16 protein-coding genes are annotated in these 17120 nt (G+C 63.6%); 8 read left to right on the forward strand and 8 right to left on the reverse strand.

Annotated elements, in window-relative coordinates; translation table 11 throughout:
- The first annotated feature begins 61 nt into the window (after positions 1-61).
- From J2X35_RS14475 to J2X35_RS14485, 3 genes are all read left to right on the forward strand, one after another.
- Entirely contained in the window at positions 62-1072 is a 1011-nt protein-coding gene (locus J2X35_RS14475) for an iron ABC transporter substrate-binding protein (RefSeq protein WP_310186777.1), read from the forward strand.
- A 163-nt stretch (positions 1073-1235) separates the two neighbouring features.
- Positions 1236-2810, forward strand: coding sequence for an iron ABC transporter permease (locus J2X35_RS14480; protein WP_310186780.1), 1575 nt, complete (start codon positions 1236-1238; stop codon positions 2808-2810).
- Positions 2807-3889, forward strand: a complete 1083-nt coding sequence (locus tag J2X35_RS14485) for an ABC transporter ATP-binding protein (protein ID WP_310186782.1) — start codon at positions 2807-2809, stop codon at positions 3887-3889. The genes J2X35_RS14480 and J2X35_RS14485 overlap by 4 nt, the downstream gene beginning before the upstream one ends.
- A gap of 17 nt (positions 3890-3906) precedes the next feature.
- Here the strand turns inward: J2X35_RS14485 and ugpC are convergent, their stop codons facing one another.
- The 5 genes from ugpC to tlpA all read right to left on the reverse strand — a co-directional run bounded on the left by ugpC (position 3907) and on the right by tlpA (position 9159).
- Positions 3907-4968: a sn-glycerol-3-phosphate ABC transporter ATP-binding protein UgpC gene (ugpC, locus tag J2X35_RS14490; protein ID WP_056112332.1), complete on the reverse strand. Its 1062-nt coding sequence runs from the start codon at positions 4966-4968 to the stop codon at positions 3907-3909.
- Between the two features lie 7 nt (positions 4969-4975).
- Positions 4976-5824, reverse strand: coding sequence for a sn-glycerol-3-phosphate ABC transporter permease UgpE (ugpE, locus tag J2X35_RS14495; RefSeq protein ID WP_310186786.1), 849 nt, complete (start codon positions 5822-5824; stop codon positions 4976-4978).
- A 9-nt stretch (positions 5825-5833) separates the two neighbouring features.
- The gene (gene ugpA / locus J2X35_RS14500; RefSeq protein ID WP_056112327.1) at positions 5834-6718 is read right to left on the reverse strand and encodes a sn-glycerol-3-phosphate ABC transporter permease UgpA; all 885 of its coding nucleotides are present in this window, start codon (positions 6716-6718) and stop codon (positions 5834-5836) included.
- A 195-nt stretch (positions 6719-6913) separates the two neighbouring features.
- On the reverse strand, positions 6914-8221 hold the full coding sequence (gene ugpB, locus J2X35_RS14505) for a sn-glycerol-3-phosphate ABC transporter substrate-binding protein UgpB (RefSeq protein WP_310186791.1): 1308 nt from the start codon (positions 8219-8221) through the stop codon (positions 6914-6916).
- Positions 8222-8466: 245 nt separating this feature from the next.
- Entirely contained in the window at positions 8467-9159 is a 693-nt protein-coding gene (tlpA, locus tag J2X35_RS14510; protein ID WP_310186793.1) for a thiol:disulfide interchange protein TlpA, read from the reverse strand.
- 31 nt (positions 9160-9190) lie between these two features.
- Between tlpA and argH the strand changes: the two genes are divergently transcribed.
- The 5 genes from argH to J2X35_RS14535 all read left to right on the forward strand — a co-directional run bounded on the left by argH (position 9191) and on the right by J2X35_RS14535 (position 15284).
- A complete protein-coding gene (gene argH / locus J2X35_RS14515; RefSeq protein WP_310186796.1) occupies positions 9191-10591 on the forward strand; it encodes an argininosuccinate lyase in 1401 nt (466 codons plus the stop codon).
- Positions 10592-10658: 67 nt separating this feature from the next.
- Positions 10659-10868 carry a hypothetical protein gene (locus J2X35_RS14520; protein WP_310186797.1) on the forward strand — a complete coding sequence of 70 codons (210 nt, stop codon included), beginning with the start codon at positions 10659-10661 and terminating at the stop codon, positions 10866-10868.
- 18 nt (positions 10869-10886) lie between these two features.
- On the forward strand, positions 10887-12152 hold the full coding sequence (lysA, locus tag J2X35_RS14525) for a diaminopimelate decarboxylase (protein WP_310186799.1): 1266 nt from the start codon (positions 10887-10889) through the stop codon (positions 12150-12152).
- 134 nt (positions 12153-12286) lie between these two features.
- Positions 12287-14860 (forward strand): TIGR02302 family protein, encoded by a 2574-nt coding sequence (locus J2X35_RS14530; RefSeq protein WP_310186800.1) that lies wholly within the window; start codon positions 12287-12289, stop codon positions 14858-14860.
- Positions 14861-14900: 40 nt separating this feature from the next.
- Positions 14901-15284, forward strand: a complete 384-nt coding sequence (locus tag J2X35_RS14535; protein ID WP_310186801.1) for a glyoxalase superfamily protein — start codon at positions 14901-14903, stop codon at positions 15282-15284.
- A gap of 14 nt (positions 15285-15298) precedes the next feature.
- On the opposite strand, the gene J2X35_RS14540 is transcribed toward J2X35_RS14535, so the two are convergent.
- The 3 genes from J2X35_RS14540 to J2X35_RS14550 are packed head-to-tail and all read right to left on the reverse strand — an operon-like array spanning position 15299 to position 16952.
- Complete coding sequence (locus J2X35_RS14540) at positions 15299-15661, reverse strand: response regulator (RefSeq protein ID WP_056112298.1); 363 nt, start codon at positions 15659-15661, stop codon at positions 15299-15301.
- A gap of 59 nt (positions 15662-15720) precedes the next feature.
- The gene (hpt, locus tag J2X35_RS14545) at positions 15721-16269 is read right to left on the reverse strand and encodes a hypoxanthine phosphoribosyltransferase (protein WP_056112295.1); all 549 of its coding nucleotides are present in this window, start codon (positions 16267-16269) and stop codon (positions 15721-15723) included.
- 20 nt (positions 16270-16289) lie between these two features.
- A complete protein-coding gene (locus J2X35_RS14550) occupies positions 16290-16952 on the reverse strand; it encodes a hypothetical protein (RefSeq protein ID WP_310186803.1) in 663 nt (220 codons plus the stop codon).
- Between the last annotated feature and the right edge of the window lie 168 nt (positions 16953-17120).

Consider the following 17120-nt stretch of genomic DNA (forward strand, 5'->3'; position numbering starts at 1 on the left):
ATCTAGACGTTCATGTATTGCTACGGCCATTGCGACAAGCCGGACAAGCAAGGAGACGACCATGAGATTTGCATTTTCCACCTGGGCAGCGGCGGCGGCGCTTGCCGTGAGTTCGCTCACGGGACCTGCTGTTGCGCAGGATGCCGGCGAGATCGTCGTCTACAACGCCCAGCACGAAAGCCTGGCCAAGGAATGGGCCGAAGGCTTTACCAAGGAAACCGGTATCAAGGTGACGCTGCGCAACGGGTCCGACAGCGAATTCTCGAACCAGATCGTCGCCGAGGGCGCGTCCTCGCCCGCCGATGTCTTCCTGACGGAGAACTCGCCCGCCATGGTGCTGGTGGAGACCGCCGGACTGTTCGCGCCGGTCGACGCCGACACGCTGGCGCTGATCCCCGACGAATATCGTCCGTCCAGCGGCAAGTGGACCGGTATCGCCGCCCGCAGCACCGTCTTTGTCTACAACAAGGAAAAGCTGCCGGCCGACAAGCTGCCGAAGTCGATGCTGGAGCTTGCGGATCCGAGCTGGAAGGGGCGCTGGGCGGCATCGCCTTCGGGCGCCGACTTCCAGGCGATCGTCAGCGCGCTGCTTGAGCTGAAAGGCGAAGAGGCGACGGCGAACTGGCTGAAGGGCATGAAGGAAAACTTCACCGCCTATCGCGGCAACGGCACGGTGATGAAGGCGGTCAATGCCGGCGAGATCGAAGGCGGCATCATCTATCACTATTACTATTTCGGCGATCAGGCGAAGACCGGCGAGAACAGCAAGAACGTCGACCTGCACTACTTCAAGAACCAGGATCCGGGTGCGTTCGTTTCGGTCTCCGGCGGCGGTGTGCTGGCGTCAAGCAAGCATCCCAAGGAAGCGCAGGCTTTCCTCAAGTGGATCGCCGGCAAGGGCGGGCAGGACATCCTCCAGAATGGCACGTCCTATGAGTATGCGGTTGGCAAGGACGCGCAGTCCAACGCCAGGCTGGTGCCCTTGGCCGATCTGCAGGCGCCAAAAGTCGAGGCTTCGGCACTCAATTCCAAGAAGGTCACCGATCTGATGACGGCGGTCGGCTTGCTTTAGTTGGCGCAGGTTCTAAAAGGGCAGCGATCCGGCTCCCGCGGTGTCCGCGGGAGCCTTCGTTTGCCACATGGCGTCTGACGATGTTTTCGAGCAGCTTTACCCCCAGCCGTGTCCGACGCATTGAGGTCCGTCGCTGGGGCGGTCTGCACGCGGCCACGCAGTCATGACATCCGCGGCAGCCTCAGGCGGGGCTTATCGGGGGAGAACCCTGCATCGCCGCCGGTATCCAGTGCGCTGGATTGCCGCCTGCGCCGTACTGGTCTCGGCCTTCGCGCTTCTGCCGATCGTATTCGTCGCCGTCGCTGCGATCCAGGCGGGGTGGTCGACAGTCGCGGCGCTGGTCTTCAGGCCGCGCGTCGGCGATCTGCTGGTCAACACGCTGCTGCTGGTGATTTTTGCCGTGCCGATATCGGCGTTGCTCTCGATAGCGCTGGCGTGGCTGACCGAGCGCAGCGACCTGCCGGGCGCGCGGCTATGGTCCTGGCTTTCGGTCGCGCCGCTGGCCATTCCGGCCTTCGTCCATAGCTACGCCTGGGTGACGATGGTGCCGGGGCTGCACGGACTGTTCGCCGGCGTGCTGATTTCGGTCATCGCGTATTTTCCGTTCCTCTATCTGCCGTTGTCGGCAGCGATGCGCCGGCTTGACCCCGCGCTCGAAGACAGTGCAGCGTCGCTGGGGCTGGGGCCGTGGCGGGTGTTCTTCCGGGTGGTGCTGCCGCAGCTGAGGCTGGCGATATGCGGCGGCGCGCTGCTCGTCGGCCTGCATCTGCTGGCCGAGTACGGTCTCTATGTTTTCGTCCGCTTCGACACCTTCACCACGGCCATCGTCGACCAGTTCCAGTCGACCTTCAACGGACCGGCGGCGAACATGCTGGCAGGTGTCCTGGTTGCCTGCTGCCTGGCGCTGCTGGCGGTCGAGGTGCTGGTGCGCGGCGAAGAGCGCTACGCCCGCGTCGGATCGGGCGCGGCGCGGCCATTGCAGCGCGCGCGGCTGGGTTTGCTTGCATTGCCTTGCAGCCTGCTGCTGGCCGCCGTGACGTGCCTGTCGCTCGGGGTGCCCTTCTGGACCATAGGCCGCTGGCTTGTCGCCGGCGGCTCGGAAATCTGGCGGCTCGACGAGATCGGCCGCGCGCTTGGCCAGACGCTTTTCCTGGCGGTCGTGGGCGGCTTGCTGGCGACCGCCGCCGCCATACCCATCGCCTGGCTATCGATCCGCTCGCCCGGCCGGCTGCAGCGCATGCTCGAAGGCTGCAACTATGTCGTCGGCTCGCTGCCCGGCGTGGTGGTGGCGCTGGCGCTGGTGACGGTCACCGTGCGGACCTTGCCGTTCTTCTATCAGACCATGGTGACGATCCTGGTCGCCTATGCGCTGATGTTCCTGCCGCGCGCCATCATCAGCCTGCGCGCTTCCATTGCGCAGGCTCCGGTCGAGCTGGAGCGTGCGGCCGGAAGCCTTGGGCGCTCGCCGGCCAAGGCGCTGTGGGCGACGACGATCCGGCTCTCGGCGCCGGGCGCCGCCGCCGGCATCGCGCTTGTGGCGCTCGGCATCATGAACGAGCTGACCGCAACCCAGATGCTGGCGCCAAACGGCACGCGCACGCTGGCGATGGCGTTCTGGAACTACAGCGGCGAAATCGACTATGCGTCGGCTGCGCCCTATGCGGCGATCATGGTGGCGGTCTCGCTGCCGCTCACCTGGTTGCTTTATGTGCAGTCGAAAAGGATGGCCGGGCGATGAGCCTTCTCGAGCTTTCCGGGCTGACAAAACGTTACGGGCCGGTCGCCGCGCTCAACGGCATCGATCTTGCCGTGCAGGCCGGCAGCCGGACGGCGATCGTTGGCCCGTCCGGTTGCGGCAAGACCACGCTTTTGCGATTGATCGCCGGCTTCGAGGCGCCGGACAATGGCCGGATCGCGCTCGACGGGCATACGCTGGCGGACGAGGCCGGCGTGGTGCCGGCGCACCTGCGTGGCATCGGCGTGGTGGCGCAGGACGGGGCGCTGTTCCCGCACCTGACGATCGCGGACAATATCGGCTTTGGCATGCGCAAGGACGAGCACAAGCGGGCCGAGCGCATCAGCGAACTGGCCTACATCGTCGGCCTCGACAAGGCGATCCTGAAGCGCCGTCCCCACCAGCTTTCTGGCGGCCAGCAGCAGCGCGTCGCGCTGGCGCGCGCCATGGCGATGAAGCCGCGCCTGATGTTGCTCGACGAGCCGTTCTCGGCGCTCGATACCGGCCTGCGCGCCTCGATGCGCAAGGCTGTGGCGGAGCTTCTGGAAGGCGCCGGCATCACCACCATTCTGGTCACGCACGATCAGGCGGAGGCGCTTTCCTTCGCCGACCAGGTGGCGGTCATGCGCGACGGCAAGTTCTCGCAAGTGGGAACGCCGCGCGATCTCTACCTGAAACCGGTGAACCGCATGGTGGCCGAATTTCTCGGCGACGCCATCGTGCTGCCGGCGCGCGTCGCCGATGGTTTTGCCGAATGCCAGCTCGGCCGTATTCCGGTCGATGAAAACGGACGCCGCGAGGTCGCCCGCATCATGCTGAGGCCGGAGCAGCTGCTGATCAAGCGGACGACGCGGCAGGGCATGTCAGGCACGCCGGATATGCTGTTCGGCGAGGTGGTGGAATCGGAGTTCGCCGGCGCGACCTGCACGGTGGCGGTGCGGCTCATGAACAATTCCAATCCGCCCGACGCAGCGGCTATCGGCAACACGCCGCTGGTGTTGAAAAAGCCCGGCACTGACGCGCCGGCGGTCGGCGAGATCGTCCGCATCAGCGTTGCCGGCAAGGCGCATGTGTTCGGGTAAGGGTTGACCCGATCGGGTTAGACGCGCTTCCCCGCCTGATCGAACCAGTGCAGCTTTTCGCTTTTGGCGACGATGCGCAGGTCGTCGTCGGGCTTGGCCGTGGCGCGGCCCGAGACGCGCACGACGATGCGGTTTCCGGCGGCGGCGCAGTAGAGAAAGCTTTCCGCGCCGACAGGCTCGACCGCTTCGACCCGCGCGGGAAGCGCGACCGCCCCCTCCGGCCTGTCTGCGTTCATGACGACATCGACATCTTCCGGCCGGAAGCCGAGGGTGACGGCGTTCGCCGGCGCTGCCATGCCGATATCAGTTCCGTCGGCCAGTGTAGCGCCGTTGCCGCTGGCAACGATCGGCAAAAGGTTCATCGGCGGTGCGCCGATGAAGGATGCGACGAAGGTCGAGGCCGGCTTTTCATAGATGTCGAGCGGCGCGCCCATCTGCTCGACCAGGCCAGCGTTCATGACCACCAGTATGTCGGCCAGCGTCATCGCCTCGAGCTGGTCATGGGTGACGTATACCGAGGTGACGCCAAGCGACCGCTGCAAATTCTTGATTTCGACGCGCATCTGGCCGCGCAGCTTTGCGTCGAGGTTGGAAAGCGGCTCGTCGAACAGGAAGACCTTGGGATTGCGGACGATGGCGCGGCCCATGGCGACGCGCTGGCGCTGGCCGCCGGACAGTTCGCGCGGACGGCGGTCGAGCAGATGCGCAAGCTCCAGCGTCGCGGCCACGTCCTTGACGCGCCTGTCGATTTCGTCCTTCGGCATGCCGCGGTTGCGCAAGCCGTAGGCCATGTTGTCGTAGACCTTCATGTGCGGATAAAGCGCGTAATTCTGGAACACCATGGCGATGTCGCGCTCGGTCGGGCCGATTTCGTTGACCACCTTGCCGTCGATCGAAACGGTGCCGGAGGAGATGGTCTCCAGCCCGGCGATCATCCGCAAGAGGGTGGACTTGCCACAACCGGAGGGACCGACCAGCACGCACAGCGCCTTGTCGGGTATGGCGATGGTGACGCCTTTGACGGCCTTGACCGCTCCGCCATAGACCTTTTCCACATCCTTGAGATCGACAGTCGCCATCAGGTTCTCACTTTTCGGAATCGACGAGGCCGCGCACGAACCAGCGCTGCATCAGCACCACCACGAGGATCGGCGGCACGATGGCGAGCATGGCGGTGACCATGACGAGGTGCCACTGGGTGTCGGCGTCGGCGAAGGACACCATCTTCCTCAGCGCGATGACGATGGTGTTCATATCGTTGCGGTTGGTGACCAGAAGCGGCCACAGATACTGCGTCCAGCCATAGATGAAGAGGATGACGAAGAGCGCGGCGATGTTGGTGCGCGACAGCGGCAAAAGGATATCGAAGAAGAACCGCCACGGACCAGCGCCATCGACGCGGGCCGCCTCGACCAGTTCACCCGGAATGGTCATGAAGAACTGCCGGAACAGCAGCGTCGCGGTCGCCGAGGCGATGAGCGGGATGATGAGCCCGGCATAGGTGTCGATCAGGCCGAAGTCGACCATGACCTTGTAGGTCGGCAGGATGCGGACCTCAACCGGCAGCATCAGCGTGATGAAGATCAGCCAGAAGAACGTCATCCGGAACGGAAAGCGGAAGAAGACGATCGCGTAGGCCGACAGGATGGAAATGATGATCTTGCCGACCGCGATGCCCACCGCGACGATCGTGGTGTTGAGCAACAGCGTGCCGACGCCGACACCGCCGATGCGGCCGATGCCGCCGAACAGCGCTTCCGTGTAGTTGCGCAGGAACTCGCCACCGGGCAGCAGCGGCAGCGGTGGCCGCAGGATCGTCTGCAGCGTGTGGGTCGAGGCGACGAAGGTGTAGTAGATCGGGAACGCCACGATCAATATGCCGAGGATCAGGACGGCATGAGCGATCAAGGTGCGGACGGGAGATTGGCCGATCATCGTGCAGCCTCAACCATAATGCACCTTCTTCTCCACATAGCGGAACTGGATGGCGGTGAGGGCGATGACGATGACCATCAGGATGACCGACTGGGCTGCGGACGAGCCGAGGATCAGGTTGACGAAGCCGTCATTGTAGACCTTGTAGACCAGCGTTTCGGTCGACTTGCCGGGGCCACCGCCGGTGACGGCGTGAACGATGCCGAACGTGTCGAAGAAGGCGTAGGTCGTGTTGATGACGAGCAGGAAGAACGTCGTCGGCGCGAGCAGCGGGAAGACGATAGTCCAGAAGCGCTTGGTTTCGCCGGCGCCATCTATGGCGGCCGCCTCGATAAGCGTTTTCGGGATCGCCTGCAGACCGGCGACGAAAAAGAGGAAATTGTAGCTGATCTGTTTCCAGGCCGCGGCGATCACCAGAAGGATCATCGCATGGTTGCCGTTCAGCACCGGGTCCCACGGAATGCCGGCCCGGCGCAGGAGAACCGCCAGGCTGCCGATGGACGGGTTGAACAGGAACAGGAAGAGCATGCCGGCGATGGCGGGGGCCACCGCATAGGGCCAGATCATCAGGGTGCGGTAGAAGCCTTTGCCGCGCACGACCTTGTCGGCCATGACCGCCAGCAGCAGCGCCACGCACATTGCCACCGCCGCCGTCGCCACGGAAAAGACGATCGTGACCTTGATGGAGTTGAGATAGCTGGGGTCGGAGAGGACGCGTTTGAAATTGTCGAACCAGACGAATTTCGATCTGAGGCCGAAGGGGTCTTCCTTCAACATGGATTGGTAAAGCGCCTGCCCCGCCGGCCAGTAGAAAAAGATCAGCGTGATGGCGAGCTGCGGCGCCACCAGAAGGTAAGGCAGGAACTTGTTCGGGAAGACGACGCGGGGGGTCATGCTGGCGCCTTACCCTCCCCCGTGTGGGGAGGGTCGATGAGCAATTGAAGCGGAGCGGAAATTGCGAAGCGGGGTGGGGGTGAACAGGTCAAATCCATCTTCCGGCAGATCATGTTCTGGCCCCCACCCGTCTCGATCGCCTTGCGTTGCAAAGCATCTCACCGACCCTTCCCGCAAGGGGGAGGGTCAATGCGCTCAATTCCCCAACGCTTCCTTGATGGCCGCATTGCCGCGCTTGACGGCGTTGTCGAGCGCCTGCTGGGCGGTCTGCTTGCCGGCCAGCATGTTCTCGAACTCCTCGTTCTGGATGTCGCGCACCTGCGGCAGGTTCGGCAAACGAACGCCCTTCGAGTTTTCGGTCGGCGCTTTGCCCATCATCTGCAGGATCGGCGTTTCACGGCCGGGGTTCTTCTCGTAGAAACCCGACTTCTTGGTGGCTTCGTAAGCCGCCAGCGTGACTGGCAGATAGCCCGACTTCTCGTGCAGATACTGCTGCACGTCGGTCTGCGACAAATAGGTGAAGAAGGCCGCGACGCCCTTGTACTGTTCGGGCGTCTTGTTGCCGAAGACCCAGAGGCTGGCGCCGCCAGGCGTGGTGTTCTGCGGGGCGCCGGGCGCATCGCTGTCGTAGGGCAGCTGGCCGATGCCGTAGTTCATGCCCGACTTGACGATGTCGCCGAGGCCGCCGGACGATTCGGTGAAGATGCCGCATTCGCCGGCGAGGAAGATCTGCTTGGCTTCCGAAGTGCGGCCGCCATATTTGAAGGTGCCGTCCTTGGCGAGATCGGCCAAGGCCTGGAAGTGGTTCACATAGAGCGGCGCGTTGATCTTGAGCTCGACGTCACCGCCGGCGAGACCGTTTTCCTGGGTCGCCCAAGGAACGTTGTTCCAGGCGGCGAAGTTCTCGAGATGAATCCATGTGAGCCAGGTCGAGGTATAACCGCAGGGAGCGGCGCCGCTCGATTTGATCTTCTTGGCCGCGTCCCAGACCTCGTTCCAGGTCTTGGGCGGGTTGTTCACGTCGAGCCCGGCCTTCTGGAAGATATCCTTGTTGTAGTAGAGGATCGGCGAGGATGAGTTGTAGGGGAAGGACAGCATCGTGCCGTCGGGCTTCGAATAGTAAGCAACGATGCCGGGCAGATACGCGGCCTTATCGAACTTGGCGCCGGCTTCGGTGAGCACATCGGCAACTGGCTTCACCGCGCCTTCAGCGGCCATCATGACGCCGGTGCCGACGTCGAAAACCTGCATGATCTCAGGCGCCTGGCCGGCGCGGAACGCGGCGATGCCGGCGTTCAGCGTCTCGGGGTAAGTTCCCTTGAAAACCGGCATGAGCTCGTATTCGCTCTGGCTGGCGTTGAAGTCCTTGGCGATCTTGTTGACGACCTCGGCGTTGGCGCCTGTCATGGCGTGCCACCAGCTGATCTGGGTGGCGGCGAAAGCCGATGTCGTTGAAAAAAGGGTCAGCGCGGCCAGTGAGGCCGCAAAGCCATGAAATTTCATGTTTCACTCCCATATGTCGTTGGCGGAAAGGGACCGCGGCAGGGAGTATGGGTCGAATATGACAGCCCGACAACGGTTTTGTTGCACAGGTGTGAATTTTCACACCTTTTTCATATCGGTTTCGTTTGAATTGCCAAAAATGGCCTGATCTTTCGAGTTGTAAACGATGCGCGGTAACAGCGAATTGCTTCGCTGGCTATCGATGAAACCCTGTCCATGAAGATGAGAGCGACGGAAAACGGTTCTCAGAGACCGGTCGCGGCATCCACCAGCGCGCGTGCATCCTGTCCCGCCCACTCCGCTGGACCGTTCATATATGCGATCAGACAGCCTTCGGAGTCGACCAGCATGGTGACCGGCAAGCCCAGCGCCAGCCCTCGCGTCTTGACGTCGTTGAACAGCTTCAGCGTCGGGTCACGGTAAAAAGCGAGGTTGGATACTGCGATGTCGGACAGGAATTTCTTCGGCTTCGCATCGTCGCCGGTGTCGACATTGACGGCGACGACCTCGAACCTGTCACCGCCCTTGTCCTTCTGCAGGGCATCGAGCGCCGGCATCTCGGCGCGGCAGGGCGCGCACCATGTCGCCCACAAATTGACCAGCAGTATTTTGCCGGCGCGGTCGGCCAAGCTCATCGGCTTGCCGTCGGGATCGTTGAAGGCGAGCGTTTTCAGCGATTGCGGCGGCGATGCCGGCAGAAGCGCCGCGACGTGGCCGGTCGCGGCATCCGATATTTTCCTGGATTCGTCGGCCTTGGCGGCACAGACCTTGTCGTCAGCGCTATCGCCGACAGCCACCTGTGTGGCTGCATTTCCAGGCGCATTGTTGCCAGAGCCGCTCTCCCTGACATATACCGCGACCGCACCGGCCAGCACGCCCGCCACCAGGGCGACAAGGATGAGGCGTGACGCCGGGAAGAAACGATTACCGTCTGCCATTTTCGAATGCTCCGGGAAACGGGTTATAGCGATGAGCGACAAGAAGGCCAGCAACCAGATGTGGGGCGGACGTTTTGCCTCGGGTCCGGCCGCGATCATGGAGGCGATCAACGCCTCAATCGGCTTCGACCGCAAGCTCTATGCGCAGGACATACGCGGCTCCATCGCCCATAGCGAAATGCTGGCGCAGACGGGCATTGTTTCGGCGGACGATCAACAGAAAATCGCTCACGGGCTGAACACGATTTTGGCAGAGATCGAGTCCGGCAAATTCGCTTTTTCGACCCGGCTGGAAGACATCCACATGAATGTCGAGGCGCGGCTGGCCGAGCTGATCGGTCCGGCGGCGGGGCGGCTGCACACGGCGCGCTCACGCAACGATCAGGTGGCGGTCGATTTCCGGCTGTGGGTGAAGGACGAGTTCAACCGGGTGGCCGTGGCCCTCAAGGGGTTGATCGAGACGCTGCTGACCAGAGCCGAAGAGCACGCCGCGACTGTGATGCCTGGTTTCACCCATCTGCAGACGGCGCAGCCGGTCACCTTCGGCCATCACTGCATGGCCTATGTCGAAATGTTTGCGCGCGACCTTTCCAGGGTGCGCGACGCGCTGGAGCGCATGGACGAAAGCCCGCTCGGCGCGGCCGCGCTCGCCGGCACCGGATTCCCGGTCGACCGGCACCAGACCGCCAAGGCGCTGGGCTTCCGCGAGCCGACGCGCAATTCGCTCGACAGCGTTTCCGACCGCGACTACGCACTGGAATTCCTGTCGGTCGCGGCGATAACCGCGACGCATCTTTCGCGGCTTGCGGAGGAGATCGTCATCTGGTCGACGCCGCAATTCGGCTTCGTCAGGTTGTCCGATAGCTATTCGACCGGCTCGTCGATCATGCCGCAGAAGAAGAACCCGGACGCCGCCGAACTGGTGCGCGCCAAGACCGGTCGCGTCAACGGCCATCTGGTCGGACTGCTGACGGTGATGAAGGGGCTGCCGCTGACCTATTCAAAGGACATGCAGGAAGACAAGGAAGCAGTCTTCGACGCCGCCGAGACGCTCGACCTGATGCTGGCGGCGATGACGGGCATGATCGGCGACCTTACTGTCAATGTGGCGGCGATGAAGAAGGCCGCCGGCTCCGGTTATTCCACGGCCACCGATCTGGCCGACTGGCTGGTGCGGAGTCTGAACATGCCGTTTCGCGAGGCGCACCACGTCACCGGCAGGGCGGTGGCGCTGGCCGAGGAGAAGAAGGTCGGGCTGGAGAAGCTGTCGCTGGACGATCTGCGCTCGATCCATCACGGCATCACCGATGACGTATTTACAGTGCTTTCGGTACAGAATTCGGTGAAGAGCCGGACCTCTTTCGGCGGCACCGCGCCGGCCGAGGTCAGGCGGCAGATACGCTATTGGAAGAAGCGCTTGCCGAAGGCATGATGCCGGGGTGCAAACCGGAAAAAACTCGGTTAAAAGCGGCAGGCAATCAGCTCGGACGGATGATCAGATGACCGCAGGCAGGATGTTGACGACCTTGGCGCTTGTCGCCGTGATGGCCACCGTGGCCGCCTGCGGCCGCAAGGCGGGGCTCGACACGCCCTACGAGGCGGCGGTCGATGCGCGCAAGGCAGCGGAGAAGGCCAAGCAACCGCTGCCGCCGGAGCCGCAGAAACCGGACACCAACAAGCCGTTCTTCCTCGACAAGCTCATCCAGTAAGCTCCGGACCGCCCTACAGTGAACCATTTCGAGTACCGCGACGGCGTCCTGCACGCCGAAGATGTCGCCATACCGGCCATCGCCGCGCAGGTCGGTACGCCGTTCTACTGCTATTCGACGGCGACGCTGACCCGGCATTTCCGGGTGTTTTCTGAAGCGTTCGCCGGGCTCGATTCACTGGTGTGCTACGCGCTGAAGGCCAATTCGAACCAGGCGGTGCTGAAGACGCTGGCGAAGCTCGGCGCCGGCGCCGACGTGGTTTCCGAAGGCGAGTTGCGGCGCGCGCTCGCGGCCGGAATTCCGGCTGACAGGATCGTCTTTTCCGGCGTCGGCAAGACGGCCGGCGAGATGGATTTCGCGCTGGCTGCCGGCATACTTTGCTTCAACGTCGAATCCGAACCGGAGCTTGAGCTGCTTTCGGCGCGCGCGACGGCGGCGGGCAAGCTCGCCCGGGTGTCGATCCGCATCAACCCCGACGTCGACGCCAAGACGCACAAGAAGATTTCCACCGGCAAGGCCGAGAACAAGTTCGGTATTCCGTGGCAGCGAGCGCGCCACGTCTTTGCCCGCGCCGCCGAACTGCCGGGCGTGCGGCCGGTCGGCATCGATACCCATATCGGCAGCCAGATCGTCGATCTGCAGCCATTCGACGACGCCTTCGCGCTGATGGCGGAGTTGGTCGGCTCGCTGCGGGCCGACGGCCATACGGTCGAGCATGTCGATCTGGGCGGCGGTCTCGGCATTCCCTACAGAAGCGACAACAATCCGCCGCCGCTGCCGGACGCCTATGCAGCCATCGTGCACAAGCACTTCGCCAGGCTGGGCGTGAAGGTGCTGTTCGAACCGGGCCGACTGATCGTCGGCAATGCCGGCATTCTGGTTTCCGAAGTCATCTATGTGAAGGAAGGCGAGGCAAAAAACTTCCTGATCGTCGACGCGGCGATGAACGACCTCATCCGGCCGACGCTTTACGACGCGTTCCACGACATCTTCCCGGTGGTCCAGGCTGCGGATACTTCGCCGCGCCTGCGCGTCGACGTGGTCGGCCAGGTTTGCGAGACGGGCGATTTCCTGGGCCATGACCGCGACCTGCCGCGGATGAAGGCCGGCGACCTTATCGCGGTCGGCACCGCAGGCGCCTATGGCGCGGTGCAGTCCAGCGCCTACAATTCCCGGCAGATCGTGCCGGAAGTGCTGGTCGACGGCGACCGCTTCGCCGTGGTGCGGGCGCGTCCGACCTATGACGAACTGATCGGGCTTGACATCATTCCCGACTGGCTCTGAGCGCTCCGACGCTTTTCCAAACGATCTCCGAACAGCAAGTTCACGTTTTCGGGAGCCTGCCTCGCCTTTGCCGTGTTTGCTGCTATTCTTGGGACTGTGAGGCCGCGCCATTCCGGCCGGCCCCGGAAGGGCCGATGACAGAGCGACCCGCGACAAATCCCGACGGAAGCCTTTCGGCACGGCTGGCCGCCAGCCGGCTGTTCACGCGCGCCGCCATGGTGGTCGAACGCGTCTGGCCGCTCGTCCTGCCGCTGCTGCTCGTCGTGGCACTGTTCCTGAGCGCTGCATGGTTGGGGCTGTTCGCACTGCTGCCGGACCTGGCGCGTCTCGCGCTTGCCGGGATTTTCGTGCTGGCCGCGCTGGCCGCGCTTTATCCCTTGCGGTTCTTCCGCTGGCCGTTGGCGGTCGAAGTAGACCGACGCATCGAGGCCGCGAACGCGCTGCTGCATAGCCCCGTGCTGGTGCAGAGCGACCGTCCGAGCGGCCGCGATACCGGTTTCTCACAAGCCCTTTGGCGCGAACACCAGAAACGCATGGCCGCCCGCCTCGGGTCGATCGGAGCGGATCTGCCACGCACCAGCATACCGGAGCGCGACCCTTGGGGGCTGCGCGCGCTCGTCGCGCTGGTGCTGGTCGCCGCCTTCGCCTTTTCGTTTGGCCCGCTCGGCGGCAGCATCCGCGATCCCTTCGTGCAACGCGCCTCCGTGGATGCCGTGCCGGCGCGGATCGACGCCTGGGTCACGCCGCCGCCCTACACCGGCAAGGCCCCGATCTTCCTGACCGCCGAAGCCAACCAGGCTGCTCAGGCTTTCACGGTGCCGCAGGGCAGCGACGTCTCGCTGCGCGTGACTGGCGGCAATGGCGACGAGGCGCTGAGCTATACGGAAGCCGACGGCAATGTCCGGGCCATCGCCGCCGAAGCGCCGAAGGATGACCAGAAGACCGACAGCGCGGGTTCGCCAATGGCTGCTCCGCTGCTGTTCTCCGGCAAGCTGTCGAAGGACGGCATGCTGGTTCTGAAATCCGGCGAGGATGAGCTGAAACGCTGGAGCTTCGCCGTGCAGGCGGACACCGGGCCGACAATCCGCTTCGTCGGCGAGCCGAAACGCGCCGTCAACGGCTCGCTGGAACTCAATTACCAGATCGAGGACGATTACGGCGCGGCGTCGGCCAAGACGGATTTCGCGCTGGCCGAGCCGCAGGCGCCGAATGCGCGCCCGCTCTACGGCCCGCCGGAAATGCCGCTGTCGCTGCCGCGCCGCAACGCCAAGAACAACGCCGCCAAGACCACCAAGGACATGATGGAGCATGTCTGGGCCGGCGCGCCGGTCAAGATAACGCTGCAAGCGGTCGATGCCGCCGGCCAGGTGGCCCGCAGCGAAACCAAGACGCTGGTGATGCCGGAACGGCCGTTCACCAATCCGCTGGCTCGCGCCGTGATCGAGGATCGCCGGCTGCTGGCGCTTGACGCCAACGCCAAGCCGCGCGTGATCGACCTGATGGACGCGATCACGCTGCGGCCGGAAGACACGTTCAGCAACCTGGCGCACTATCTTGCCATCATGAGCGCGCGCAGCCGCCTCAAGCAGGCCGAGAGCGACGACCAGCTCCGCGATGTCGTCTCCTATCTTTGGGAAGTAGCGCTGGGTATCGAGGAAGGCGATTTCTCGGCAGCGGAAAAGAAGCTCCGGCAGGCGCAGCAGGCGTTGAAGGATGCGTTGAAGAACGGCGCCAGCGAAGAGGAAATCAGCAAACTGATGCAGGAACTGCGTCAGGCGATGAACGATTTCCTGCGTGAGTTCGCGGAGAAGAACCGCAACAACAAGAACGCGGCCCAGCCGCCGCAGGATGCGCAGGAGCTTACCCAGAACGATCTCGAACGGATGATGGACCAGATCGAGAACCTGGCCAAATCCGGCGATCGCGACCAGGCGCAGGAGCTGCTCTCGCAGCTCGAGAACATGATGAACAATCTGCAGGCCGGCCGTCAGCAACAGCAGGGCCAGCAGAACAGCGAGATGCGCCAGCAGATGGACAAGCTGGGCGAGATCATGCGGCGCCAGCAGGAGATGATGAACGAGACGTTTCGCATGGACCAGATGCAGCGTGGCCAGAACGGCGAGCAGCAGATGGACGGCGACGGCGAGCAGCAGCAGGGCCAAGGCCAGCAGGGGCAGAACGGCAAGCCCCAAAATGGCCAGCCAATGACGCCGGAGGAATTCGCCGAGGCCTTGAAGCAGCTGCAGCAGGGCCAAGGGCAACTGCAGAGCGAGCTGGAGCAGCTCAAGAAAGGCCTTCAGGGGCTGGGCATCGAGCCGAATGAAGGGTTTGGCCAGGCGGGCCGGTCCATGGGCGAGGCAGAGCAGTCGCTCGGCCAAGGCGAAGGCGAGGGCGCCGTCGGCCATCAGGGCCGGGCGCTGGAAGCGCTGCGCCAGGGCGCCAAGGACATGATGCAGCAGCTTCAGGCCATGCAGGGCGACGAAGGCGGCAGCGAGCAGGGCGGGCGTCAGCAGAACGCCGACCGCGATCCGCTTGGCCGGCCGCGCACGACAGACGGCCCGGACCGTGGCGATTCGGTGAAGGTGCCGGATGAAATCGACGCGCAGCGGGCGCGCCAGATTCTGGAAGCCATCCGCAAGCGGCTCGGCAATGCGCTCAGCCCCGATGTCGAGCGCAGCTATCTCGAGCGCCTGCTGGAACTCAAATAACCGGCGCCAAACGCGCACGAAAATTCTGAGCACGGACACGATGCCGAAATTAGGAGCCGTCACCCCTATCCTGCGCATGTTCGACATCGCGAAGGCGCGCGAGTTCTATCTCGATTTTCTTGGCTTCGAGGTGCAGTGGGAACATCGCTTCGACGACAACGCGCCGCTCTACATGGCGGTTTCCCGCGACGATTGCGTTCTGCATCTGAGCGAGCATCACGGCGACGCATCGCCCGGATCGGCTGTGCGCATCCGGGTGGAAAACATCGCCGCGTTTCATCGTGAACTGACCGACAAGAAATACCGCTTCGCCCGCCCCGGCCTCGAAAACCCGCCGTGGGGCACAAGGGAGGTTTCCGTCGGTGATCCCTTCGGCAACCGCCTGCATTTCTACGAGGACGCCGGCAGTCCGCCCGAGGCGTGACCGCAGGCTGCTTGTCAGCTCAGAACGCGGCTGACCCGGTCGCGGATTTCGGCGAGGGTGAAGGGCTTCTGCACGACGTCGAGAATGATGCCGTTCAGCTCCTCGGCGCGCTCGCGCTGGTCGGCATAGCCGGTCATCAGCATCATCTTCATCGCGGGGAAAGCCTGCGCGGCTGTCATCGCCATCTCGATGCCGTCCATTTCCGGCATACGGATATCCGAGACGACGAGATCGTATCCGCCATTGGCGGCGCGGATAGAAGCCAGCCCTTGCGCGCCGTCTGCGGCCACATCGATGGAGTGCCCGGCGCGTTCGAGCGCGCGGGCTGCGAGAATACGGACGGACTCATCGTCCTCGACGATCAACAATTTTGCCATGGCGCGGATATTCGCGGCGAGTCGTTAAACTTTTACTGAGAGGCGGCAATGAAAGCGGTTCAGGGTTGGGCATCGCCCCGCACAACCCCGACAAACGGAAGCTCGCGAAAAGCGTGCGCGACGTCCATGCCGTAGCCAACGACGAAATAATCGGGGCAGTCGAAGCCGACATAATCGGCGTTGAGCGCTGTCTGACGGCGCATGCGCTTGTCCAGCAGCACGGCGATGGAGCAACTTTTTGCGCCGCGTGAAAGCATCAGGTCCTGCGCGAAGGTCAGCGTCTTGCCCGATTCCAGAATGTCGTCGATCAAAAGCACGTCGCGTCCGGCAACATCATTGTCGATGTCGCGCAGGACCTTCACCTCACCTGACGTGGTGCCGGCGCCATAGCTTGAAATGAAGATGAACTCGACCTCAGGCGACAGGCCGACATCGTGCATGGCGCGGATGAGATCGGCGGCGAAGACGAACGAACCTTTCAGCACCGAGATGACGAGCAGGTCGTGATAATCGTGGCCGGCGATGTCCTTGGCCAGTTCCAGATTGCGCCGGGCTATCGCCGACGCCGAAAAAAGCACTTCGATATCCTTGTCGCGGACGACTGGCATTCGGGCTCCCGACAATCCGTTTATCGTGCGAACGCCACGGAGACGTTCTTTACTCCATTCTTAGGCACCTCCAGCCGGCTGGAAAAGGCGAATCTTTCCCCCGATGCGAGCAAGCGGCCCGATGTGCCCAGACGGTAACGGGTGATGGTGCCGTCCTTTCCGGTGACGTGGATTTCGAGCGGCGGCAGGGCCGAGGCCTCCGCACCGTCGTTTCCGGCCTCGCCATCGACGAAAAGCACGGGGTTTGCGCCGGATGTATCGACCCGTGACGTGATCGAGGTGAGGTTGAGGACCGCTGGCGGGTCCTGCGCCAGCGAGGCGGCCGCGCCGCGCAACAGCACGTGGCCGCCGGAAATCCAGAAAGCGGCGAAGACGGCACAGGCGCCTGCCGTCCAGAAGATCGGTCCGCCGCGTCGGCCCGGTGTGGATGGCGCGGATGCCGCATCGGGCTTGCGCAGCATGTCCATTCCCTGCGCGGCGGCAACATTGTCAGCGGACGCGGAAAGGCCATCGGGTCCGTTTCGCGGATTATCGCGGCGGCCGAAGCGCGGCAGCACTTCGTAGTCCGCATCGACGACGTCCCCTGCCGCGGCCGGTGGAACATATGCCGCTGCCGCAGGCGGATCCTTCAACGCCGTCATGATTTCGCCGGAAACCGGGCGTGCGCTCTGCCTGTCAGCCATGCTGGCCCTTTTCGTTCTCCGTTTCTTTTGCGTAAACCGTAATGGTTAACGCTTCACCACCGAGGCCTGTTTGACGACCCGAAAACCGGATACCCTTAATCGTTCGTTAACCATGGCGGCCGATGGTCGTTTCGAAGAAATGGGCAGCTTTCTGCTCTTTAGAATTGA

The sequence above is a fragment of the Mesorhizobium sp. BE184 genome (assembly GCF_031457045.1).
Taxonomy (GTDB): domain Bacteria; phylum Pseudomonadota; class Alphaproteobacteria; order Rhizobiales; family Rhizobiaceae; genus Mesorhizobium.